Source organism: Pseudomonas sp. SCA2728.1_7 (assembly GCF_018138145.1).
GTDB lineage: Bacteria > Pseudomonadota > Gammaproteobacteria > Pseudomonadales > Pseudomonadaceae > Aquipseudomonas > Aquipseudomonas koreensis_A.
Map to the genome: position 1 here is coordinate 2688686 of NZ_CP073104.1, position 23731 is coordinate 2712416.

21 protein-coding genes are annotated in these 23731 nt (G+C 60.5%); 13 read left to right on the top strand and 8 right to left on the bottom strand.

The features are described 5' to 3' along the window. Positions 1–52 precede the first annotated feature (52 nt). From KBP52_RS12005 to dinG, 3 genes are all read right to left on the bottom strand, one after another. Positions 53–1198, bottom strand: coding sequence for a serine hydrolase domain-containing protein (locus tag KBP52_RS12005; RefSeq protein WP_212622826.1), 1146 nt, complete (start codon positions 1196–1198; stop codon positions 53–55). A gap of 232 nt (positions 1199–1430) precedes the next feature. Further along, complete coding sequence (locus KBP52_RS12010) at positions 1431–3911, bottom strand: beta-galactosidase (protein WP_212622827.1); 2481 nt, start codon at positions 3909–3911, stop codon at positions 1431–1433. Positions 3912–4006: 95 nt separating this feature from the next. After that, positions 4007–6151 (bottom strand): ATP-dependent DNA helicase DinG, encoded by a 2145-nt coding sequence (dinG, locus tag KBP52_RS12015; RefSeq protein WP_034154974.1) that lies wholly within the window; start codon positions 6149–6151, stop codon positions 4007–4009. Between the two features lie 99 nt (positions 6152–6250). On the opposite strand from dinG, the gene KBP52_RS12020 reads away from it, so the two are divergent. Next, the gene (locus KBP52_RS12020; protein ID WP_212622828.1) at positions 6251–6715 is read left to right on the top strand and encodes a DUF2269 family protein; all 465 of its coding nucleotides are present in this window, start codon (positions 6251–6253) and stop codon (positions 6713–6715) included. A 234-nt stretch (positions 6716–6949) separates the two neighbouring features. On the opposite strand, the gene KBP52_RS12025 is transcribed toward KBP52_RS12020, so the two are convergent. From KBP52_RS12025 to KBP52_RS12040, 4 genes are all read right to left on the bottom strand, one after another. Next, entirely contained in the window at positions 6950–7708 is a 759-nt protein-coding gene (locus tag KBP52_RS12025; RefSeq protein ID WP_077571402.1) for a collagen-like triple helix repeat-containing protein, read from the bottom strand. Then, positions 7701–7982: a DUF1145 domain-containing protein gene (locus tag KBP52_RS12030; RefSeq protein WP_077571401.1), complete on the bottom strand. Its 282-nt coding sequence runs from the start codon at positions 7980–7982 to the stop codon at positions 7701–7703. Before KBP52_RS12030 ends, KBP52_RS12025 begins: the two co-directional genes overlap by 8 nt. Positions 7983–8144: 162 nt before the next feature. After that, positions 8145–8867 carry an OmpA family protein gene (locus KBP52_RS12035; protein ID WP_212622829.1) on the bottom strand — a complete coding sequence of 241 codons (723 nt, stop codon included), beginning with the start codon at positions 8865–8867 and terminating at the stop codon, positions 8145–8147. Between the two features lie 91 nt (positions 8868–8958). Continuing rightward, a complete protein-coding gene (locus KBP52_RS12040; RefSeq protein WP_007918596.1) occupies positions 8959–9654 on the bottom strand; it encodes an OmpA family protein in 696 nt (231 codons plus the stop codon). A gap of 199 nt (positions 9655–9853) precedes the next feature. Between KBP52_RS12040 and KBP52_RS12045 the strand changes: the two genes are divergently transcribed. The 4 genes from KBP52_RS12045 to KBP52_RS12060 all read left to right on the top strand — a co-directional run bounded on the left by KBP52_RS12045 (position 9854) and on the right by KBP52_RS12060 (position 11642). After that, complete coding sequence (locus tag KBP52_RS12045; RefSeq protein WP_160056369.1) at positions 9854–10351, top strand: DUF6231 family protein; 498 nt, start codon at positions 9854–9856, stop codon at positions 10349–10351. A 4-nt stretch (positions 10352–10355) separates the two neighbouring features. Then, complete coding sequence (locus KBP52_RS12050; RefSeq protein WP_116028800.1) at positions 10356–10832, top strand: YchJ family protein; 477 nt, start codon at positions 10356–10358, stop codon at positions 10830–10832. 115 nt (positions 10833–10947) lie between these two features. Next, the gene (locus KBP52_RS12055; RefSeq protein WP_212622830.1) at positions 10948–11442 is read left to right on the top strand and encodes an LEA type 2 family protein; all 495 of its coding nucleotides are present in this window, start codon (positions 10948–10950) and stop codon (positions 11440–11442) included. Continuing rightward, positions 11439–11642, top strand: coding sequence for an SEC-C metal-binding domain-containing protein (locus tag KBP52_RS12060; RefSeq protein ID WP_034154967.1), 204 nt, complete (start codon positions 11439–11441; stop codon positions 11640–11642). Before KBP52_RS12055 ends, KBP52_RS12060 begins: the two co-directional genes overlap by 4 nt. A 522-nt stretch (positions 11643–12164) precedes the next feature. On the opposite strand, the gene KBP52_RS12065 is transcribed toward KBP52_RS12060, so the two are convergent. Then, a complete protein-coding gene (locus tag KBP52_RS12065; RefSeq protein WP_212623127.1) occupies positions 12165–12722 on the bottom strand; it encodes a cysteine hydrolase family protein in 558 nt (185 codons plus the stop codon). A 146-nt stretch (positions 12723–12868) separates the two neighbouring features. Between KBP52_RS12065 and KBP52_RS12070 the strand changes: the two genes are divergently transcribed. The 8 genes from KBP52_RS12070 to KBP52_RS12105 all read left to right on the top strand — a co-directional run bounded on the left by KBP52_RS12070 (position 12869) and on the right by KBP52_RS12105 (position 23725). Next, entirely contained in the window at positions 12869–13513 is a 645-nt protein-coding gene (locus tag KBP52_RS12070) for a glutathione binding-like protein (RefSeq protein WP_212622831.1), read from the top strand. Between the two features lie 191 nt (positions 13514–13704). Further along, entirely contained in the window at positions 13705–16155 is a 2451-nt protein-coding gene (locus tag KBP52_RS12075) for a penicillin acylase family protein (protein ID WP_212622832.1), read from the top strand. A gap of 1092 nt (positions 16156–17247) precedes the next feature. Further along, complete coding sequence (locus KBP52_RS12080; RefSeq protein WP_212622833.1) at positions 17248–18282, top strand: ligase-associated DNA damage response exonuclease; 1035 nt, start codon at positions 17248–17250, stop codon at positions 18280–18282. Beyond that, on the top strand, positions 18279–19967 hold the full coding sequence (locus tag KBP52_RS12085) for an ATP-dependent DNA ligase (RefSeq protein ID WP_212622834.1): 1689 nt from the start codon (positions 18279–18281) through the stop codon (positions 19965–19967). Before KBP52_RS12080 ends, KBP52_RS12085 begins: the two co-directional genes overlap by 4 nt. Positions 19968–20318: 351 nt before the next feature. After that, complete coding sequence (locus KBP52_RS12090; RefSeq protein ID WP_008083900.1) at positions 20319–21101, top strand: transporter substrate-binding domain-containing protein; 783 nt, start codon at positions 20319–20321, stop codon at positions 21099–21101. Positions 21102–21157: 56 nt separating this feature from the next. Further along, positions 21158–21886, top strand: coding sequence for an ABC transporter permease (locus KBP52_RS12095; protein WP_212622835.1), 729 nt, complete (start codon positions 21158–21160; stop codon positions 21884–21886). Next, the gene (locus tag KBP52_RS12100) at positions 21883–22593 is read left to right on the top strand and encodes an ABC transporter permease (protein WP_034154960.1); all 711 of its coding nucleotides are present in this window, start codon (positions 21883–21885) and stop codon (positions 22591–22593) included. Before KBP52_RS12095 ends, KBP52_RS12100 begins: the two co-directional genes overlap by 4 nt. 13 nt (positions 22594–22606) lie before the next feature. After that, positions 22607–23725 (top strand): succinylglutamate desuccinylase/aspartoacylase family protein, encoded by a 1119-nt coding sequence (locus KBP52_RS12105; RefSeq protein ID WP_077571390.1) that lies wholly within the window; start codon positions 22607–22609, stop codon positions 23723–23725. The last annotated feature ends 6 nt before the right edge of the window (positions 23726–23731 follow it).

The following is a 23731-nucleotide window of genomic DNA, read 5'->3' on the forward strand; positions in this document are numbered from 1 at the left end:
TTTGAAACGAAAAACCGCTTGAGGTTCCGACCCTGGGACCTCGGATGCAACTTTACAGACAAGTGGCAAGTACCCGCGCGAGCTTCTGCGCACGCGGATCCATCAAAACGTACGGCCCAAGGGTATTTGTCACAAAACCGAAGGCGACATCATGCTCAGGATCAGCGAAACCGATGGAACCGCCCGCGCCCGGATGACCAAACGCCTTGGGGCCGAGGCCATAAGTGGCGTTGGGCACGTCCGGCTGATCAAGCATGCAGCCGAGGCCAAAACGAGTCCGGGTCAGCAAAGTCTTGTCTTCGCCGAGGCTGTGTTCGCGGGTCAGCTCTTCAAGCATGTCGCTTTCGAGCAGACTGCCGTCGAGCAGGCCCGCGTAGAAACCGGCCAGACTGCGCGCATTGCCGTGGCCATTGGCCGCCGGTTGCTGCATGCGCCGCCATTCCGGTTTGTTGGTGCTGGTGAGCACTGAAGGTGGGTTGGTAAAAGCGCGGGTGGTCATCGCGGTGGGCTCGCGCATGGTCACTTGCAGCAGGCGTTGCGCGGCGGCATCGCCGGCGTTGCCCTTGCCGCGCGCGATGTGCGCCACGCGGTGGAATTCTTCGTCAGCCAGACCGACGTGGAAATCCAGACCCAACGGCTTGGCCACACGCGCGACGATGGATTCGCCCGGCCCACGACCGTCAGCGCGACGCAGTAACTCGCCGATCAGCCAGCCATAGGTGATTGCGGCATAACCATGGCCTGTGCCCGGCGTCCACCATGGCGCCTCGGCCGCAAGGGCATCGACCATGGTTTGCCAGTCATACAGTGCTTCCGGCGCGAGCAATTCACGCAGCGCCGGCAGACCGGCCTGATGACAGAGCAATTGACGCAGGGTGATGGATTCTTTGCCAGCAGCGGCGAATTCCGGCCAGTAGCGGGCGACCGGAACATCCAGTTGCAGCTTGCCTTCACCGACCAGTTGCAGGGCGGTGACGGCGGTAAAGGTTTTGGTGCAGGAGAACAGGTTGGCGATGGTGTCGCTGTGCCAGGCTTCGGCGCCATCCTTGTCGGCAGTACCGGACCAGAGATCGAGGACGGTTTCTCCACCGACCTTGATGCACAGGGCTGCGCCGCGTTCCTGGGGATCGTCGAACAGTGCGGCAAAGGCTTCGCGCACCGCTTCGAATTGAAGCTCGTAATGTCCCTGAATCTGCACCCGCAACTCCCCCGCGAAAACGCTCTACAAAGTGGCCCGCATTGTTCCAGCCCTTGAGGGATTTGGGAACAGCTGCGGGCCGGACGGTTATTTCAGAAATTTCGCTGAGGCGGCTGACGCCTTCGCGAGCAGGCTCGCTCCCACACTGGATCTCTGTATCACTAAAGATCTCCTGTGGGAGCCTGCTCCGGGCGGCGTTCCGACGAAGAACGATGACGCGGTGCCTCAGGACTCAGTGACCATTCCCCGAATGCCCACCGGCATGCCCTGCCCCCGGCCCTTTACCGGCCTCGCCTTTGCGCCCGCCTTCAGCCTCATGCCCCGCTGCGGCGGCCGCTTTCTCGGCCTCTTTGCCAAGCTGATCAATCGCCTGCAAATTGCTCTTGCGCACCGATTCGACAAAACCCTGATATGGCAAATCCGTCACGCCCACCAGACCAAAGTGACCATTCTCGCCATCGAGCAGACGCCCGGTCACCGGTTGATCCAGATACTGGAACCAATGCACGCCGACAATTGATGGCTCACTCAAGGCCTGCTTGAGGAAGTTGGCATACGCCGGGCCGCGATCTTCTTCTCTGGTCACTTGCGTGACGCCGCCCCAGAACGGGCCACGATCCGTTGAGCCAAAGTTGAATTCAGTGATCATTACCGGTTTGTCCAAAGCGCCCAGCGCGGCAAAGTCATAGCCTTCCTGTGGTTTCAGCGTGTACATGTTGAAGCTCAGCACATCGCAATACTGCGCGCAGGACGCCACGGCTTCCGGAGTACTGATGGCGAAACGGCCGCCAAGCAGCAACTGGTTCGGCGCATGCCATTTCAGCGAGTCGGAAATGGTTTTGAAGTAGGTGTCGGCGAAAACCTTCTGGAAATATTTGAAGTCAGCCTCGATTTCCGGATGTTCCGGGTTCGGCAGCGGTGGCACGAAACCCGGATCCTCCATCAACTCCCACGCTGGCAGATCGATGCCCCACGCCTTCGACAGCCCCGCCTGATTGCGGTACTTGTCGCGCAATTGCTTGAGGAACGCACGCTTGGCCGGCACGTCGGTGGTCATCTTCAACGTGCCGTAAGCCAGCGCATAACGGGATTTCGGATCATCACCGGGACCAGCCCACGCCAGTTCGTTGTCGGCGTAGTACCCGATCAGCCACGGATCATCGCGGTGATCGCGCGCGGCGATAGCCACAGCGCGCTCGGTGGCCATGGCGAAACGCGGATCGAATGGATCCGGCATACCGCCCCACCAGTCGCTGCCGGTGCTGATGCTGGTGTAGTCACCGACGATCGACAGCGGCAAAGTGTACGGCACGCGCTCGGCATCACTTAGCGAATCGGCACTCCAGTTACCGACCGTGTTGAAACCCCAGGCTTGCAGGCGATCGAGCGTGTGGCTGGCCCACTGCTGCTCATCGATGGTGGCCTTGCACGGTTCGGCAGCTTTTTCTGTCGTTGCTTGTACGGTTTCAGTCTTGGCTGCTTCAGCGACACCGGACTTCGGTTCCGCAGGTACAGAGACAGGCTCTGCGGCTTTCACTGCGGCCGTTTCAGCGGCGGCAGACTTGGCCGCTTCGGCGACTCCGGACTTGCTCTCACTGTCGGCTTTGCACGGTTCACCGTACACGCGCTGCAGGTTGGCGCCGTAGAAGTCGTACCAGCGCCCGTTGCCGTAACCCCGGCCCTGATCGACACCGTTGCCACCACGGTTGTCGCCTTCGCCAAAGTGTCTGGCCAAGGGTTCATCAGACTTAGGCAGGGATTCAAACATGTACTCACGACCGGCCACGTAGGTCTGGTTGACCTGGGGGCTGACGGTGTTCACGCCTAAAGAATAAAACGGATGACCTTCAGGCGTGACCAGATACCAGCGGCCATCACGCTTTTCGGTGCGGAAGAAACCGCTGGCTTTGAAGGCCGGGCCTTTGTTCCAGCCACCGAACTTGTCCAGCGAGGACTTCTCACGCTCGGCCAGCCAGGTTTTCAGCTGTTGCTGTTCCTTGGCGGCGGCGGATTTCAGTTGTTCGTCATTACTGATTTTTTCCGGCCACTTGCTGCGGGTCGATTGCCCGTAAGCGTCGACCAGATTGCCGTACACCGCCTGGGTGACCGAATCGCCGTCCTGCACGCCAAAGCGTTCGAGCAGCAGGCTCTGGGCAACTTTCGGCTGATCCATCGACAGGCTCACCGAAACCACTTGGCTGCGATCGATCTCGCCGCTGCTGCTGGCCAACAGGATCCGCTGACCATCGACTGTCATCGGCATCGGCGGCCCGGCCTTCATACCTTGACCAAGCGGTGCGGACGCCACCAGCGGTACCAGCAACGTCTGCGCCGGGCCTGCCGGCAGGTCGACGCGGCTGACCAGTGTGCGACCGTCGTTGCTCTGGATTTGCACGTAGACCGTCACCGCCCAGTCCATTGCGCTCTGCAATCGCAGGGTCATCATGCCCGACTGCGACCAGTCCCACGCGCCGGTCTGCGGCGTGAGCCGCAAGGTCGGGCGCGCCACCGGATTGAACGTCACCCGGCGCAGCACTTCGCCCTCAGGCGTTTGCTCGGCGTTGGCCTGCGGCAGATCAGCGTTTTCGGTGGCGATTTTCACCACGTCGGCAGGACGGACAAAGTTGAACAGGGTCTGCTGACCCGCAGGCGCCGCGAACAGCGGCGTGGCGAAGATCAAGGCAAATACGGCGGGCAACGAACGGCGGATCATAAGAACGGAGTTCTCCCTAACGACCAACAATGGCCAATGGAAAAGCAATAGCAGAGAGATAGACAACACGGCGGGCAAAACTGCCCACCGTTGTCTCAGGATATTTCACGACGGAAAGGAGGCAACGCATTGAGGATCGCCTTGCCATAGCGCTGGGTGACCAGGCGCCGATCGAGCAAAGTGATGGTGCCGCGGTCTTCTTCGGTACGCAGCAGACGCCCGCAAGCCTGAACCAGCTTCAGCGAGGCATCGGGCACAGAGATTTCCATGAACGGATTGCCGCCACGGGCCTCGATCCACTCCGACAGCGCCGCTTCGACCGGATCATCCGGCACCGAGAACGGGATCTTGGCAATCACCACGTGCTCGCAGTAGGCACCCGGCAAGTCGACGCCTTCGGCAAAACTGGCGAGACCGAACAGCACACTGGAATCACCGCCATCGACCCGCGCCTTGTGCTTGTTCAGGGTTTCCTGTTTCGACAGATTGCCTTGAATGAACACTTGCTTGCGCCAGTCGCGGTCGAGGCCGTCGAACACGTCCTGCATCTGTTTGCGCGAAGAGAACAGCACCAGCGTGCCGCGCGAGCCCTCAACCAGATCCGGCAGCTCACGGATGATCGCTGCCGTGTGGGCGGCGGCATCGCGTGGATCGGCCTTCAGATCCGGCACCCGCAACACACCGGCATCAGCGTGATGGAACGGGCTCGGCACCACCGCGGTGACGGCTTTCTTCGGCAGACCGGCGCGCATGCGGAAGCGGTCGAAGGTGCCCAGCGCGGTCAGGGTTGCCGAGGTCACCAGGCAGCCGTAAGCCACGTTCCACAAGCTGCGGCGCAAGGTTTCCGCCGCCAGAATCGGGCTGGCGTTAACCTCGATGTCGAACAGCGAGCCGCTTTCGGCCAGGGTCAGCCAGCGCGCCATCGGCGGACTGTCTTCCGGGTCTTCGGCGGTGAACGCCGTCCACAGCTCCCAGTTGCCCGAAGCGCGGGACAACAGGCTGCCGAACAGCGGATACCATTCTTCGGCCTGATTGCTGGCGATGCCGATGTTGACCTCGCCGTCCATGCCTTCCTTGAGCAGGTCGGTCAGGCGCGTGAACAGATCGTTGAGGCGCGAAAAGCCTTTCTTCAGCTCGATGCCCATTTCGCGCATGTGCTCGGGAATCACCCCGGCGACGAAACGATGGCGCGGACGCTCACGGCCTTCGACGTCTTCGCCGGGTTTGAAATCAGCGACCTGCTCGCAGGCGCTGAACATGAACTGCTGCTGGGCCTTGATTTCCCGCGCCAGCTCCGGCACTTGTTCGATCAGTTTGCCAAGATCGCCCGGCAGCGGATGCTGGGCCAGCAATTTGGTCAGGTTCTTCGCCGTGGTTTCCAGCCAGTCGGCGGTGGAGCGCAGGCGCGTGTAGTGAGCGAAGTGGCCGATGGCCTTGTCCGGCAGGTGGTGACCTTCGTCGAACACGTAAATGGTATCGCGCGGATCGGGAAGCACCGCACCGCCGCCCAGCGCCAGATCAGCCAGGACCATATCGTGGTTGGTGACGATCACGTCGACCTTGCCCATGCCTTCGCGGGCCTTGTAGAAGGCGCACTGACCGAAGTTCGGGCAATGACGGTTGGTGCATTGACTGTGATCGGTGGTCAGACGCGCCCAATCGGCGTCTTCCAGCGCATTCGGCCAGCTGTCGCGGTCGCCGTCCCATTTATTGCCGGCAAGCTTTTCGATCATGCTGGTGAACAGCTTCTGACTGGCCTCATCGACCTCTATCTTGAAGCCTTCTTCTTCGAACAGCTGGGCGGTGGCGGTTTGCGCGTGACCTTCCTGCAGCAACATGTCGAGCTTGGACAGGCACATGTAGCGACCACGGCCCTTGGCCAGGGCGAAGGTGAAATTCAGCCCGCTGTTGCGCATCAGGTCGGGCAAATCCTTGTAGACGATCTGCTCTTGCAGGGCCACGGTCGCGGTGGCGATGACCAGACGTTTGCCGGCGGCTTTGGCCGTGGGGATCGCCGCCATGCTGTAGGCCACTGTCTTGCCGGTACCGGTGCCGGCTTCCACCGCGACAATCGCGGGGTCGCCACTGCGCCGGCCTTCGTCGTCGGTGTCGATATCCCCGAGGACTTTGGCGATTTCAGCGATCATCAGGCGCTGGCCATAACGCGGCTTGAGGCTCTTGGCCTCTAGAAAACGCGAGTAGGCGCCCTGGATCGTGGTTTTGAGTTCAGTGCTGATCATGAATTGTCGGGCGCAAAAAACGCTGGATAAATTTTCAGTGGTTTCGGATGGCGGCTATCATACCCCGCTAATTAATCCCGCGCAGAACGGAGTGCCCCAATGACACCTTTTAGCCTCGTTTACCCCCTGCATGTGCTGTCCGCCCTGGTCTGGGTCGGCGGTATGTTTTTCGCCTGGATGGTCCTGCGCCCCGCGGCTGTGAAGGCCCTCGACGGCCCTGCCCGCCTAACCTTGTGGGTGGAAGTGTTTCAAGGTTTTTTTCGCTGGGTATGGGTTGCGGTAATTCTGTTGCCGATCAGCGGCGTGGGCATGCTGCATTTGCAACAGGTCGGTTTTGAGACCGCGCCGAAGTATGTGCAGGTGATGATGGGCTTGTATGTGGTGATGACGGCGCTGTTTATCCGGATTCAGGGGCTGATGCTGCCGGAGTTGCATAAAGCAGTGGACGCGAAGGACTGGCCGGCGGGTGCGGCGGTGTTGGGGCGGATTCGCCGGGTGGTGGGGCTTAATCTGATTATCGGGTTGGTGTTGGTGGCGATTGCGGCGGCGAGGCCGATGTTCTGAATATGGGGTAAAGATCAAAAGCCCCTCACCCTAGCCCTCTCCCGGAGGGAGAGGGGACTGAATGGGGGATATTTGAGGGATACGCCGACTTGAGAGATCGGCCTTGAATCCATAATCGACCCGATCTTTCAGGTCGACGTTTAACTCACGACATCTCGGTCGGCCCCCTCTCCCTACGGGCGGTCCGACGTTTCGGGAGGGCTGGGCGGGCGGCGTTCCGATGAGGGTCTGCTTTTACAGGCGCTGCACAGTCACAGCCCCCGCCGCCCCCACAGGCCCAGGCTGTCCATCCGCCCCGGCCTTGCCGTTCTTGCCGCCATCGGCGCGATACACCAGGCAGCCCTTGGACTTGCCGCCCTTCCCTGCTTTACCGCCAACGCCCGCCGGGCCTCCAGGACCGCCAGCGACATTGACCTTGATCAGCTCGACCGGAAACTCGCGCGGCACTTCAAGGCGCACCAGCGCACCCGGTGCGCCAGGTTGGCCGTCACTGCCGTTACTGCCATCAAAACCATGCCCGGCCGAGCCATAAGTACAGCCTGGGTCTTCACCATTCCCGCCATCGAGGCCGACAAAACCCGGCGCACCGGTGCCGCCACGGGCGTCGACCAACAGTTGCGGCGCCTTCAACGCCTTGAATTGCAGATTCAGATTACGTCCGGCGCGGGCGGCTTTTTCATAAGTGCCCGGCGCACCGCGTGCGGTGATCTTGCTGCCATCGCTCAGCTCGGCGCGCGCGACCTTCATGTCCAGCGCCTGTTCACCCGGAACGATTGCAATGCGCGCTTCATGGCCAAGGCGCAGTTCACCGACGCTCAATTCGGTCACGTTGGCAGGAATCAACAGCGTGCCGTAATCGGCCACTTCCAGTTTTTCCAGTTGCAACGTGCTGGCCGTGTTGGGCAAACGCATCAGCGAATTGGTTTCGACGCTGACCACTTGAGCACAGGCCAATGGGCTGATGAATGCAGCGAGCAAGCAGAGTTTACGCATGGGAAGAAGCCTCCGGAGCGGCCGGGGCCGGGATGGTTTGCAGGTGGAAAACGCCAAACAACAGGATGCGACCACGGTCACGCCAAGGGTGCTCACGCCCCTTGAGGCTGCGATTGCACAGCAGCACTTCGAACACATGGATCAGCAACAGCAGACCGCCGGCCAGATTGACCAGCAGATGCAGCGGATGTACGAAAGGCACCAGTTGATTGGCCAGCACCACGCAGCAGAACAGCAGGGTCAACAACCGCCCCAGCCCCCAGAACACTTTCATACGCCCCCCGTGTTGCGAATTATTCTTTGGGCGCACAGTAACGGCTTCTGCGGGGGATAAGCCAGAGGGATAAATGAAAAAACTTCGATCGTCTGCCAAATGGCTGCCGAAACGACGCTGATCGTCGCCCGGCAGCTCTAGCCTGCGCCCTACAGACGCGTCCTAACGATTGATGTGCAACTCCACACGACGGTTCTGCGCGCGCCCTTCATCGCTGGCGTTATCGGCAACCGGCTCGCTTTCACCGCGACCTTCACTGGTGAGTTTGTTCGGCGCCAGGCCCTGGCTCAGCAGATAAGCGGCGACACTGCTCGCACGCCGTTCCGACAATGCCTGGTTGTAGGCATCCGACCCTTTGCTGTCGGTGTGACCGATGACCTTGATGCTCACCACGTCAGCATTGCGCAGTTTGTCCATCAGCGTATCGAGCTGGGCTTTGGCAGCCGGGGTCAGGTCGGACTTGTCGAAATCGAACAGCACGTTGCCGGCATCGCTGAGGGTGATGACTTCAGTTTGCGGTGCAGGCTCCGGCACTTTTTCCGTGACCGGGTACTGCGGCAACGGGCAACCACGGTGATCGACCGGGGTATTTTCCGGGGTGTCCGGGCAACGGTCACGGCGGTCGAACACACCATCGCCGTCTTCATCGCCGTCCTGGGCATAACAGATCAGTCCGCCGGTGAGGATCCCCAGCGCCGCGCCGCCGCCGGCCCAGCCGCCACTTTCAATGGCGCCGAGACCGCCACCGACCAGCCCGCCGATAAGGCTGCAGATCGGCCACGTACGTTGATTGAGGGGTGCAGTGCCATCGCTGTGGGTGGCGCAACCGGTGAGCAAACTGCCTAGCAGCAGCACCGGCAAGACGGACCTTGAGAAAACAGTCATTGTGAAAGCTCCTGTGTCACCGGCCCATACCGGTTACACAGGAGTAAAGACCCGCATCCGCGACTGCACAAGCCGCGGATGCGAGAGGGGCTCAACGCTGGATTTTGATTTCGGTACGACGGTTTTGCGCGCGGCCGTCAGCGGTTTTGTTGTCGGCAACAGGCTGGCTTTCACCCAGACCGGACACCGAAACGAAGCTGGCGCGAGGCACACCTTGCTGGATCAGGTAATCCACCACCGAGTGCGCGCGACGATCCGACAGTTTCTTGTTGTAGGCATCGCTGCCCACGCTGTCGGTGTGACCAGTTACGGTCAGTTGCGCCGTCGAGGATTCCTGTTTCAGGCGGGTGGCGACCTTGTCGAGCACTTGCTTGTCAGGGCCGGTCAGCGTGGCTTTGTCGAACTGGAAGTGCACATCACGGATAACAATGGTTTCTTCCTTGACCACTACAGCTTCTTCGACCACGGGTGCAGGCGCTGGTGGAGGGCAACCGTCAGCATCGACCTGTACGCCTTTAGGCGTGCCCGGGCACTTGTCGCGACTGTCCGGCACACCATCGCCGTCTTCGTCGCCATCACCGTGAACCCAGCAATAGGCCGCTGCCGTGCCACCAACCAGCAACGCACCGTAACCGGCCCATGCCGAACTTTCGGTTGCGCCGAGGCCGGCACCGACGACACCACCGACCGCCGCACAGGTCGGCCAGTCGGTTTTCTGCAAACCTGCGCAACCAGTCAACACACTGGTTAGCAGAATCAAAGGTAATGCTGTCCGAACTATGCTCATCTGGTTTTCTCCTGAGGGATCGGCTTAGAACCGATTCAGGGAGTAAAGACCGGAGTTTTAATCTCCGCCAGCAATAGGCCACCGCTGTTTGCGAGCGTGTTCACAGGACTTCGGCACATTTGCCGCAAACGGGCGGAACAGGGCTCTTTGCCGCCAACGTCAGGCAGGCTAGTCTTGGCGGTCTGATTGAGGAGCTTTGATGAACGTCGCCATTTCTTCCCGCACGCCGCAACAGGCGTTGGCCGCTTTGCTGGATCGCTACGCCCCGGCGCGTCTGCTGCTGATTGGCGCTAGTGAGTTTCCGGCCCTGAGCGCCTTTAAAGAGGCACATCCAGACACCGTCGTGGCCCATGCCGCGCCGGGCGCACTGCCTGCCGAACTGGCGGCACAGCGTTTCGACCTGGCGCTGGTGGTCGATTGCCTGGAACATTTGCCCAAGCGCGATGGCCTTAACCTGTTGGGTGGGATTCGCAATCTCAACGCCAGTCGCATCGCCGTGCTGGCGGACCTGTCGGCGAGCGGCTGGCAGGAAACCGACTTCTATTCACTGGCGCTGCAAGCCAGCGAGCGCTTTCAACGCGACGATCAAGTGCTGACCCTGTTCACCTACGATCTGCTTGACTACAAACAAGTCCCCGACTGGCTCAACTCACGGTTCTGGGCCAATCCGGAAAACTTCGGGAAATACTGGTGGTAATGCAATGAGTACAGCCATTTGCCCGTGCGGCAGCGGCAATCTGCTGGATGCCTGCTGCGGCCATTATCACGAAGGCCATCCGGCGCCGTGCGCTGAGGCCCTGATGCGTTCGCGCTACAGCGCCTATGTACTGGGCCTGATCGATTATCTGGTGGCGACCACCCTGCCCGCTCAGCAAGCAGGGCTGGATCGCCAGTCGATCAGCAACTGGAGCGCGCAGAGCACCTGGCTCGGCCTCGATGTCGAAAGCTCGGAAGTCTTCGGCGGTCAGCCGGAACACGCCTTCGTCACCTTTACTGCGCGCTGGCACGACAGCCAAGGCGAACACAGCCACCGCGAACGCTCATCGTTTGTGCAGAATGCCGGGCGCTGGTACTTCATTGATCCGACGGTGCAATTGAAATTGGGGCGCAATGACAGCTGCCCGTGCGCCAGCGGGCAGAAATTCAAGAAGTGCTGTGCGGGGTATTTCGGCGCTTAAGATCAAAAGGTCGCAGCCTGCGGCAGCTCCTACACAGGATTTGCGTTTCCCCTGTAGGAGCTGCCGAAGGCTGCGATCTTTTAGCGGCTAGACTGCCCGCAAAGGGAGTAAAACCATGCTCGGTCGCTGGCGCACACTACATTTTCTGTTTTTGATGCTGATCCTCAACCTCGGCGGCTGCGCGTCGTGGTTCAGCGATGACAGCGTCGACCCCGCCGTGCATCTGGTGAAAGTCGAAGTGGTGCGCGCCAAACTGCTCGAACAGAAATTCATCCTGCACTTTCGCGTCGATAACCCCAACGATAGCGACCTGACCGTGCGCGGGCTGGAATATCGCATTCATCTGGCCGATATGCTGCTGGCCGAAGGCGAGCATGAACACTGGTTCACCGTCGGGCCCAAGCGCAGCGCCTATTTCAAAGTGCCGATCCGCACCAACCTCTGGCCGAAGGTAAAAGACGTGGTGAAAATGTTGAAAAATCCGAACCAGCAGATTCCCTATCGACTACAGGGTGAAATGGAAACCGGTTTATTCATCGCCCACTACGTGCACCTTGAGCGCAATGGCGTGATAATCCCCGCCGATTTAATTCCGGAGCAACACCGATGACCCAGCAACCTCATGTCCATGGCCCTGACTGCAACCACGATCATGACCATCATCACGAGCATGACCACGGCCATGTTCACGGCCCGAACTGCGGCCACGCCCACCAGGAACCGGTGCGCAACGCCCTGAAAGACGTCGGCCGCAACGACCCTTGCCCATGCGGCAACGGCAAGAAATTCAAGAAGTGCCACGGCGCGTGATGCCCGAGGCGAAGCACTTCTTCGCCTGACCCACCGCCTTCGCGAGCAGGCTCGCTCCCACAGTCAATCGAGTTCCTTCAGTTGGAATGCAATACCTGTAGGAGTGAGCCTGCTCGCGATGAGGCCGGCACATTCAACATCCTTGGCAACTGACAGACCGCTATCGCGAGCAGGCTCACTCCTACAGGTGAGCGGGTTTCTTCAGTTGCAATACAATCCCCTGTGGGAGTGAGCCTGCTCGCGATGAGGCCGGCACATGCAACATCGTTGTCGCCTGAAAAACCGCTATCGCGAGCAGGCTCACTCCTACAGGTGAGCGGGTTTCTTCAGTTGCAATGCAATCCCCTGTGGGAGCGAGCCTGCTCGCGAAGGGGCCGGCACATGCAACATCGTTGTCGCATGAAAAACCGCTATCGCGAGCAGGCTCACTCCTACAGGTGAGCGGGTTTCTTCAGTTGCAATGCAATCCCCTGTGGGAGCGAGCCTGCTCGCGAAGGGGCCGGCACATTCACTGAGTCCTTTTCAGCCTGCTGCCAAAATCTGTGCACAGCTGACCACCGCCGCATACTCCCCGTGCAAATTCCCCAGCGACATCCCGTGCACCTCTTCCGCCGTGCGCAATGTGCCGAAATAATCGGCCTTGTCGAAGGTGAAGCACGCATCCTCGGCCACCCACGCATCAAACCCCAGATTCCCCGCCGTGCGCGCTGTCGACTCCACCGAGTTGTTGGTCGCCACACCGACGATGATCAACTGGCAGATGCCCGCCTCCCGCAACCGCGCCTCCAACCCGGTGGCACAAAACGCATCCGGCACCTGCTTCTGAATCAGCCATTCACCGTCCTGCGGCAAAAACCTCTCTTGAAATTCCACCCCGTCCTGCTCAGGCCAAAACACCGAATCCGGCTCCCGCGACAGGTGCTGCACATGAACCACCGGCCTCGCGCTATGCCGCCACAGCCCCAGCAACTCAAGGATTCGTTCTTGCGCCTGAGGATTATTGCGCCGCCCCAAACGCGGCTCGAGGATGCCTTTTTGCTGGTCGATGATGATCAGTGCAGCGTTGGCCTGAAGCTCCATGGCGTTTTTTCTCATGCGGGGTCATTGAATTCTGCGCAGTTCAGCATCACCTCTTCCCCTTAAGCAAGCTATCGAACGCACACGGGACGACCTGACGCCGGCGTTTGCTGTCCGCACGCAAGTCCATTTCAGCTTTGGAGTTTTCCATGATCGACCTGTATTACTGGACCACCCCCAACGGCCACAAGATCTCCCTGTTCCTCGAAGAAGCCGGCCTGCCGTACAACGTGCACCCGATCAACATCAGCCAAGGCGAGCAGTTCCAGCCGCACTTTCTGAAAATCGCCCCGAACAATCGCATCCCGGCCATCGTCGACCACACGCCTGCCGATGGCGGTGAGCCGCTGTCGCTGTTCGAATCCGGGGCAATCCTGCTGTATCTGGCGGAGAAGACCGGGAAGTTTCTGCCCAAAGACCTGCGCGGTCGGCAAACGGCGTTGCAATGGCTGTTCTGGCAAATGGGTGGCCTGGGGCCGATGGCCGGGCAAAATCACCACTTCAGCCAGTTCGCCCCGGAGAAAATCCCTTACGCGATCAAGCGCTACATCGACGAAACCGCAAGGTTGTACGGCGTGTTGAACAAGCAGCTGGCCGAGAACGAATTCGTTGCGGGCAGCGAATACAGCATTGCCGACATGGCGATCTATCCGTGGATCGTCTCGCACAAATGGCAGAGCCAGAATCTCGAAGACTTCCCGCATATGCAGCGCTGGTTCAACCACATCAAGGATCGCCCGGCGACAGTGAAGGCCTACGCGTTGGTGCAGAAAATCAATCCACCCAAATCCTGATTTAACGGCAAAAGATCGCAGCCTGCGGCAGCTCCTACATGGGAATGCATGCCTATGCAGGAGTTGCCGCAGGCTGCGATCTTTTCCATTCGACAGAAATACACAAATAACCCCTGCCCCCGCTTGCGCGGCCACCTCCTGCTCACTAACGTAGCGCCTTTACTGACGCTACCCCCCGCAGGAGCTTTGCCATGGCCTCGCCAGCCCTTACTCATTTTCTTCCCCGGTTCGGCGTTGCCGCAGCAGTGGCCGGTGTTTTGGGCCTGTCCGGTTGCCAGACCTGGAACGCTCAGGACACCCTCCCGCCGACCTCCGGCGTGCAGCCGCTCAAGGGCCTGGCGCAGAACGTGTCGGTGCGACGCAATGCCATGGGCATGCCGTTGATCGAAAGTAATACTTTCCACGACGCGCTGTTCAGCCTCGGCTACGTCCATGCCAGCGACCGCATCAACCAGATGGTCACCCTGCGCCTGCTCGCTCAGGGCCGTCTGGCGGAAATGTCCGGCGCATCGATGCTCGATGCCGACCGCTACATGCGCGCGGTCAATCTAAAGAAAAGCGCCGGTGAGCTGTACAAAGCCTCGTCGCCACGCCTCAAGCGCTTCTTCGAAGTCTATGCGCGGGGCGTCAACGCCTATCTGTTCCGCTACGCCGACAAACTGCCGGGCGATCTCGCCTCCAGCGGCTACAAGCCTGAGTACTGGAAACCGGAAGATTCGGCGCTGATTTTCGCCCTGCTGAATTTCAGCCAGTCGGCCAACCTGCCGGAAGAGATTTCCTCGCTGGTGCTCGCACAAACCGTGACCACCGACAAACTTGCTTGGCTAACGCCGTCGGCGCCGGACGAAAACCTGCCACTGGCCGAGGCCGACAAGCTGCAAGGCCTCAAGCTCAACGGGCAAATTCCGGGGCTGACCGAGCTGAGCAGCGCCAGCCAGCAACTGTCGGCGCTGAACCTGCTCGGCACCACGTCTTCGAACAACTGGGCAATCGCCCCACAACGCAGCCGCAGCGGCAAGAGCCTGCTGGCCAGCGACGCCCATGGCCCGCTCGCCGCACCGTCGCTGTGGAGCTTCGTGCAGATCCGCGCACCGAAATATCAGGCCGCTGGCGTCACCGTTGCCGGTTTGCCGCTGGTACTCGGTGGTTTCAACGGCAAAGTGGCGTGGAGCATGACCAGCGTGCTCGGCGACAACCAGGACCTGTTTCTGGAAAAAATCCGTCGTCAGGGCAGCAGTTTGACCTACGAGGTCAACGGCAAATGGCAGCCGCTGGGCGTGCGCAACGAAACCTACTTCGTCAAAGGCCAGCGACCGATTCGGGAAGCGGTGTACGAAACCCGCCACGGCGCGCTGCTCAACAGTGCCCAGGCTGCGGCGCAAGGCAACGGTTTCGGCCTGGCCTTGCAGACGCCGAGCTTCACCGATGACAAATCGTTGGATGCGTTTTTTGATCTGACCCGTGCGCAAACTGTTGAACGAGCCTCGGATGCCAGCCGTGAAATTCGCGCTATCGCACTGAATCTGGTGTTCGCCGATGCAAGCAATATTGGCTGGCAGGTCACCGGGCGTTTCCCGAATCGACGTGAAGGCGAAGGCCTGCTGCCGTCGCCAGGCTGGGAGGGTCGCTATGACTGGGACGGTTACGCCGACCCGATGCTGCATCCGTACGATCAGGACCCGGCGCAAGGCTGGCTCGGCACCGCCAACCAGCGCGTGATTCCTCACGGTTACGGCATGCAATTGTCGAACTCGTGGGCGGCGCCGGAGCGTGGCGAACGTCTGGCGGAACTGGCTGGCAGCGGCAAGCACGACAGCCGTAGCGTGATCGCCATGCAATACGACCAGACCACCACGTTTGCCGCCAAGTTGAAGAAGGTCTTCGAAGAGCCGGGCATGAAACAACCGCTGAAACAGGCGATCGATGCCCTGCCGGAAGCGGATCGCAGCAAGGCCCGCGAAGCGTTTACACGGTTGATGGCGTTCGACGGCAAACTCAGCCCGACCTCGGCGGACGCTGCGATCTACGAACTGTTCCTGCAGGAAAGCATGAAGCAGATCTTCCTCGACGAACTCGGCCCGGAATCGAGCCCGGCGTGGAAAGCGTTTATCGCCAATGGTGATTTGTCCTACGCGGCGCAGGCTGACCATCTGTTGGGGCGCGAGGACAGTCCGTTCTGGGATGACATTCGTACGCCGCAGAAAGAAGACAAAGCGCTGATTCTCGCGCGCAGCTTCGCCGCGGCGATCAGCACTGGCGAGAGTCAGTTGGGCGGCGACCACCGCGCCTGGCAGTGGGGCAAATTGCACAGCTATGCCTGGAAGAACAGCAATGGCCAGACCGTGCGGGGGCCGCTGGCGGCCGGTGGCGATCACACGACGTTGAACACTTCGGCGTTCGCTTGGGGGCAGGACTTCACCACCACGCGTGCGCCGTCGATGCGTTTCATTGTCGACTTCGGCCAGACTGAACCGTTGATGGGGCAGAACGGTACGGGGCAATCGGGGAATCCGGTCAGCCCGAATTACCTCAATGGCATCGATGCGTGGCTGAAGGGGCAATACATCGGTCTGCCGATGCAGCCGCAGAACTTTGACCGGGTTTACGGCAAAACTCGTTTGACCCTTACTCCTGGCAAATAAGGCAAAAGGTCAAAAGCCCCTCACCCTAGCCCTCTCCCGGAGGGAGAGGGGACTGATTGAGGGTTGCTTGAGTCATACGCCGACCTGAACGGGCACTGCCGAATCCGGAATTTGCTCGGTTTAACTCGTCGGGCATCTCGGTCAGCCTTGTAAATCAAAAGCCCCTCACCCTAGCCCTCTCCCCGAGGGAGAGGGGACTGATTGGGGGTTGCTGCAGGTCTTCTCCGACCTGAACGGGCACTGCCGAATCCGGAATTTGCTCGGTTTAACTCGTCGGGCATCTCGGTCAGCCTTGTAAATCAAAAGCCCCTCACCCTAGCCCTCTCCCCGAGGGAGAGGGGACTGATTGGGGGTTGCTGCAGGTCTTCTCCGACCTGAACGGGCACTGCCGAATCCGGAATTTGCTCGGTTTAACTCGTCGGGCATCTCGGTCGGCCTTGTAAATCAAAAGCCCCTCACCCTAGCCCTCTCCCGGAGGGAGAGGGGACTGATTGGGGGTTGCTGCAGATCTACGCCGACCTGAACGGGCACTGCCGAATCCGGAATTTGCTCGGTTCAACTCGTCGGGCATCTCGGTCGGCCTTGTAAATCAAAAGCCCCTCACCCTAGCCCACTCCCGGAGGGAGAGGGGACTGATTGGGGGTTGCTTGAGTCATACGCCGACCTGAACGGGCACTGCCGAATCCGGAATTTGCTCGGTTTAACTCGTCGGGCATCTCGGTCGGCCTTGTAAATCAAAAGCCCCTCACCCTAGCCCTCTCCCCGAGGGAGAGGGGACTGATTGGGGGATGCTGCAGATCTACGCCGACCTGAAGGTGTTGCACCGAATCCGGAGTTAACTTGGTTCGTGCTGTGCCGAATCCTGAGTTAAGTCGGTTCGTGCTCTGCCAAATCCTGAGTTAAGTCGGTTCGTGCTCTGCCAAATCCATAATCGACTCGGTCTTTCAGGTCGATGTCACTCGCCAGACACCTCGGTCGGCCCCCTCTCCCTCTGGGAGAGGGCTGGGGTGAGGGTTGCTCTTCAAAGTCGATAGAACTTCCGGACACGCGCCAACCTCATAGCTAACAAGCCCCCCCATTCCTGGTAACGACATGGACCTTGTTATCGCCCGTCCCGAAGGTCTTTATTGCCCTGCCGGGGATTTCTACATTGATCCGTGGCGCCCTGTCGAGCGCTCGGTCATTACCCATGCCCACGGCGATCATGCCCGTACCGGCAACCAGCACTACCTCGCCAACAGCGCCAGCGAAGGGATTCTGCGCGCGCGACTCGGTCAGGACATCAACCTGCAAACCCTCGCCTACGGCCAGCGCCTGACGCACCACGGCGTCACTTTGAGTTTTCACCCCGCCGGGCATGTGCTCGGCTCGGCACAAGTACGTCTGGAATACGGCGGCGAAGTCTGGGTCGCATCGGGTGACTACAAAATCGAACCCGACGGCACCTGCGCCCCGTTCGAACCGGTGCGCTGCCACACCTTCATCACCGAATCGACCTTCGGCCTGCCGATTTATCGCTGGCAGCCACAGGCGCAGGTATTCAGCGAGATCAACCAGTGGTGGGCCGCCAACATCGCCGCCGGCAAGGCCAGCGTGTTGTTCTGCTACTCGTTCGGCAAGGCCCAGCGGATTCTCCACGGCATCGACGCAAGCCTCGGTCCGATCCTCAGTCACGGCGCGGTCGAGCCGCTCAACCGGGTCTATCGCGAGGCGGGCGTGTACCTGCCGCCGACGATCTACGCCGGCGACGTGAAAAAAAGCGACCCGATCATGCGCCAGGCCCTGGTCATCGCCCCACCCTCGGCGGGAGGCAGCAGCTGGATGCGCCGCTTCGGCGAGTTCAGCGATGCGTTTGCCAGCGGCTGGATGCGTTTGCGCGGCACCCGCCGGCGGCGCGGCGTTGATCGCGGTTTCGTGCTCTCCGATCACGCCGACTGGCCCGGCCTGCTCTGGGCCATCGAGCAGACCGGCGCGGAACGGGTGATGGTCACCCACGGCTCGATTGGCGTGCTCGTGCGGCATCTGCGCGAACAGGGTCTGGACGCCCAGGGTTTCAACACTGAATACGGCGATGACGAAGAAGAAAACATCGCTGCCGAACCGACCATCGCCGAGATGCCAGCATGAGAGCATTCGCCGAGTTGTACGCCGAACTCGACGCGACCACGTCAAGCAACGCCAAACTGGCGGCGATGCAGACCTACTTCGCCCAGGCCGAACCCCATGACGCCGCGTGGGCCGTGTACTTTCTGTCCGGTGGCCGGCCCCGGCAACTGGTGCCGGTGCGAATCCTGCGCGAACTGGCTGTCGAGATTTCCGGCCTGGAACCGTGGTTGTTCGAAGAAAGTTATCAAGCAGTCGGCGACCTCGCGGAAACCATTTCGCTGGTACTCGCGGAAAACCCGCACAGTTCCGACGCCGGCCTCGCCGAGTGGATCGAAGACAAACTGCTGCCGCTACGCGGTGAAACACCGGAATACCTCAGCCGCCAACTGCCCGCCCTGTGGGCGCAACTGGATCGATCGAGCCTGATGCTCTGCATCAAATTGATCACCGGGAGTTTCCGCGTTGGCGTCTCGAAATTGCTGGTCACCCGCGCCTTGGCCTCAATGGCCGGACTGGACAGCAAGCGCGTGGCGCAGCGTCTGGTCGGTTACACCGATCTGTCCAACCGGCCGAGCGCCGCCAGTTACTTGAAACTGATCGCTCCTGAATCCAGCGATGAACATGCCCAGCGCGGCGGTCAGCCCTACCCGTTCTTCCTCGCCCATGCCTTGTCGCAACCGGTGGAAGAATTCGAAACGCTGATCGGCCCGGTCAGCGATTGGCAGATTGAATGGAAATGGGATGGCATTCGCGCGCAAGTGGTCAAGCGCGAGGGGCGGCTATGGATTTGGTCGCGGGGCGAGGAACTGGTCACCGAGCGTTTTCCCGAATTGGATGTGCTGGTACACGGCTTGCCCGACGGCACGGTGATCGACGGCGAAATCGTCGTGTGGAAAAGCACGCACCCGCGCACCGAAGACGCCTTTGATCCGCAATCGACCGAACCACCGGCCGTGCAGTCCTTCGCCCTGCTGCAACAACGTATCGGCCGCAAGACCCTCGACAAGAAAATCCTCGAAGACGTGCCGGTGGTGGTGCTTGCCTACGACTTGCTCGAATGGCAGGGCGAAGACTGGCGCAATCAGCCGCAGGCCAAACGCCGTGCGCAACTGGAAGAGGTCATCGCCCGCTGTAACAGTCCGGTGCTGCTGGCCTCACCGGTGCTGACCGGCACTGATTGGTTCGACCTCGCCCGCCAACGCGAGTCTTCGCGGCGACTGGGTGTCGAGGGAATGATGCTCAAGGCGCGCGACGCGTTGTATGGCGTGGGGCGAACCAAGGACATGGGCGTCTGGTGGAAGTGGAAAGTCGATCCGTTCAGTGTCGATGCCGTGTTGATTTATGCGCAGCGCGGCCATGGCCGGCGGGCCAGTTTGTACAGCGATTACACCTTTGCCGTGTGGGACGGCCCGCCCGAGTCCAGCCAACGCGCGCTGGTGCCGTTTGCCAAGGCCTATTCCGGGCTGACCGATGCGGAGATGCGTCAGGTCGACAGCATCGTGCGCAAGACCACGGTGGAGAAATTCGGCCCGGTGAGCAGTGTGAAGCCGAGTCTGGTGTTTGAGCTGGGTTTCGAAGGCATCGCCCTGTCGCGGCGGCATAAGAGCGGGATTGCCGTGCGGTTTCCCCGGATGTTGCGCTGGCGTCAGGATAAAACCGTGGATGAAGCGGACAGCCTAGCCACATTGCAGGATCTTCTCGCCTGACCCCGTTTCCCGGGACATTGATCGTTCCTACGCTCCGCGTGGGAATGCCTCAACGGACGCTCCGCGTTCGGCCTTGGAGGGGACGCGGAGCGTCCCGGGCTGCATTACCACGCAGAGCGTGGGAACGATCAACGATCTGCTTGCCTGTCCCCGATAAGCCACATATCAGTGCACGCTTTCTGCCGCGCCCGTTTTCGTGCACTCATCCATTGATCTTGTAGCTCTCCTCACCTTTTAAAACACTTGTTCGGGACTCTGGTTCGGAAATTGCTACTTTCTATAGGTCGTACGCGTTCCAGTAACAATAATTCTGCGCCACAAGCGCTCATATTGGTTCTTAGGGATTGAATAATGAAAAAAGCATTGCTGACCCTTTCTGCACTGGCGTTGTGCATGGCCGCTGGCTCCGCGCTGGCCAAGGAATATAAAGAGCTGCGCTTTGGCGTTGACCCTTCGTACGCACCGTTTGAGTCGAAAGCGGCCGACGGCAGCCTGGTGGGCTTCGACATCGACCTGGGCAACGCGATCTGCGCCGAACTGAAGGTCAAGTGCAAGTGGGTCGAAAGTGACTTCGACGGCATGATTCCGGGCCTCAAGGCCAACAAATTCGACGGTGTGATCTCGTCGATGACCGTGACCCCGGCCCGCGAAAAAGTCATCGACTTCTCCAGCGAACTGTTCTCCGGCCCGACCGCTTACGTGTCGAAAAAAGGCTCCGGCATCACCGCAGACGTTGCGTCACTGAAGGGCAAAACCGTCGGCTACGAACAAGGCACCATTCAAGAAGCCTACGCCAAAGCCGTGCTGGACAAGGCCGGCGTGAAAACCCAGGCCTATCAGAACCAGGATCAGGTGTATTCCGACCTGACTTCCGGCCGTCTCGACGCCGGTATTCAGGACATGCTGCAAGCCGAACTGGGCTTTTTGAAGTCGCCACAGGGCGCCGACTATGACGTCAGCAAGCCGGTCGACAACGAATTGCTGCCAGCCAAAACCGCTGTCGGTATTAAGAAAGGTAACACTGAGCTGAAGGCGCTTTTAGATAAAGGTATCAAAGCGTTACACGATGACGGCAAATACGCCGAGATTCAAAAGAAACACTTTGGCGATCTGAATCTGTACAGCGGCAAATAATGCCCCGGCGCCCATCCTCGATGGGCGCCTTTTCCATCCGCTCAGGTTGCTGATTTATGTTCGAAAACCTCTTACAAAATCTGGGGCTCGCAGCCTTCAGCCTCAAGGGTTTTGGCCCGTTGCTGTTGGAAGGCACCTGGATGACCATCAAATTATCGGCGTTGTCGCTGCTGGTGGCCGTGTTGCTCGGCCTGCTCGGCGCCAGTGCCAAACTGTCAAAAATCAAACTGGTGCGCCTGCCCGCCCAGCTCTACACCACGCTGATTCGCGGGGTGCCGGATCTGGTGCTGATGCTGCTGATTTTCTACAGCCTGCAAACCTGGCTGACTTCCCTGACCGACTACATGGAATGGGAATACATCGAAATCGACCCGTTCAGCGCCGGGGTGCTGACGCTGGGCTTTATTTATGGCGCGTATTTCACCGAAACTTTCCGTGGGGCGATCCTCGCCGTGCCGCGCGGTCAGGTTGAAGCCGCCACCGCGTATGGCCTCAAACGCGGCCAGCGCTTTCGCTACGTGGTGTTTCCGCAAATGATGCGCTTCGCCCTGCCGGGCATTGGTAACAACTGGATGGTGATGCTCAAGGCCACCGCGCTGGTGTCGATCATCGGCCTCGCCGACCTGGTCAAAGCCGCGCAGGACGCCGGTAAAAGCACTTATCAACTGTTCTACTTCCTGGTTCTCGCCGCGTTGATCTATCTGCTGATCACCAGTGCCTCGAATTTCATCCTGCGCTGGCTTGAACGTCGTTATGCCGCCGGTTCCCGGGAGGCCGTACGATGATCGAACTTCTGCAGGAATACTGGCGCGCCTTCCTTTATACCGACGGCCAGAACATCACCGGGCTGGCAATGACGATGTGGTTGCTCAGCGCCTCGATCTTCATCGGTTTTCTGGTGTCGATTCCGCTGTCGATCGCCCGCGTCTCGCCACACTTCTACATTCGCTGGCCGGTGCAGTTCTACACCTACCTGTTCCGGGGCACGCCGCTGTATATCCAGTTGCTGATTTGCTACACCGGGATTTACAGCCTCGCCGCCGTGCGTGCGCAGCCATTGCTCGACAGTTTCTTTCGCGATGCGATGAACTGCACAATCCTCGCCTTCGCCCTCAACACCTGCGCCTACACCACGGAGATTTTCGCCGGGGCGATTCGCAGCATGAACCACGGCGAAGTCGAAGCGGCCAAGGCTTACGGGCTGACCGGCTGGAAGCTGTATGCCTACGTGATCATGCCCTCGGCCCTGCGCCGATCGTTGCCGTATTACAGCAACGAAGTGATCCTGATGCTGCACTCGACCACCGTGGCTTTCACCGCGACCATCCCCGACATTCTGAAAGTTGCGCGGGACGCCAACTCGGCGACCTTCCTGACCTTTCAGTCGTTCGGCATCGCCGCGCTGATCTACCTGACCATTACCTTTGCGCTGGTCGGCCTGTTCCGCCTTGCCGAACGCCGATGGCTGGCCTTCCTCGGCCCGACTCACTAGGACAACCCTGCAAATGCGCCACCTGATCCATGACTTGCTGGCCCCGCTGCCGGGGACCGCACGACAGATCCACAGCTTCCACTTCGGCCCGGAGCAGGCCAAGGGCAAGGTCTACATCCAGTCTTCGCTGCATGCGGATGAACTGCCCGGCATGCTCGTCGCCTGGCACCTCAAGCAGCGTCTGGCCGAGCTGGAAGCCGCCGGGCGCCTGCGCAGCGAAATCGTGCTGGTGCCAGTGGCCAACCCGGTCGGCCTCGAACAAGTGCTGATGGACGTGCCGCTGGGCCGCTACGAACTGGAGAGCGGGCAGAACTTCAATCGCTGGTTCGTCGATCTCAGCGAAGAGATCGGCAACGCCATCGAGGGCAAGCTGAATGACGATCCGCAGCACAACCTCGAACTGATCCGCACACATCTGCGCAACGCCCTCGCCCGCCAGACCGCCAGCACGCAACTGCAATCCCAGCGTCTGATCCTGCAACGGCTGGCCTGCGACGCCGACATGGTGCTGGACTTGCACTGCGATTTCGAATCGGTGGTGCACCTCTACACCACGCCCGAAGCGTGGCCGCAGGTCGAACCGCTGGCGCGCTACATCGAAGCGCAGGCGAGCCTGCTGGCCACCGATTCCGGCGGCCAGTCGTTCGACGAATGCTTCACTTTGCTGTGGTGGCAATTGAAGGAGCGCTTCGGCGAACATTTCGAGATTCCGCTCGGCAGTTTCTCGGTGACCGTCGAATTGCGCGGCCAGGGTGACGTCACCCATCCGCTGGCCAGCCGCGACTGCCAGGCGCTGATCGACTACCTGATCCAGTCCGATGCGATCGTCGGCGAAACCAAACCGCAGCCACCGTTGCCGTTCCCCGCCACGCCGCTGGCCGGTGTGGAACCGGTGACCACCCCGGTCGGCGGCTTGCTGGTGTACACCGCCACGGCCGGGCAAGTCCTGCAAGCCGGGCAGCAGATCGCCGAAATCATCGACCCGATCAACGACCGCATCACCCCTATTCATTGCACCAGCGCCGGCGTGATGTACGCCCGCTCGCTGCGCCGCATGGCCACGGCCGGCATGGTCATCGCCCATGTTGCGGGTGCTGAAGCCTATCGCAGCGGCTACCTACTTTCGCCTTGAGGATGT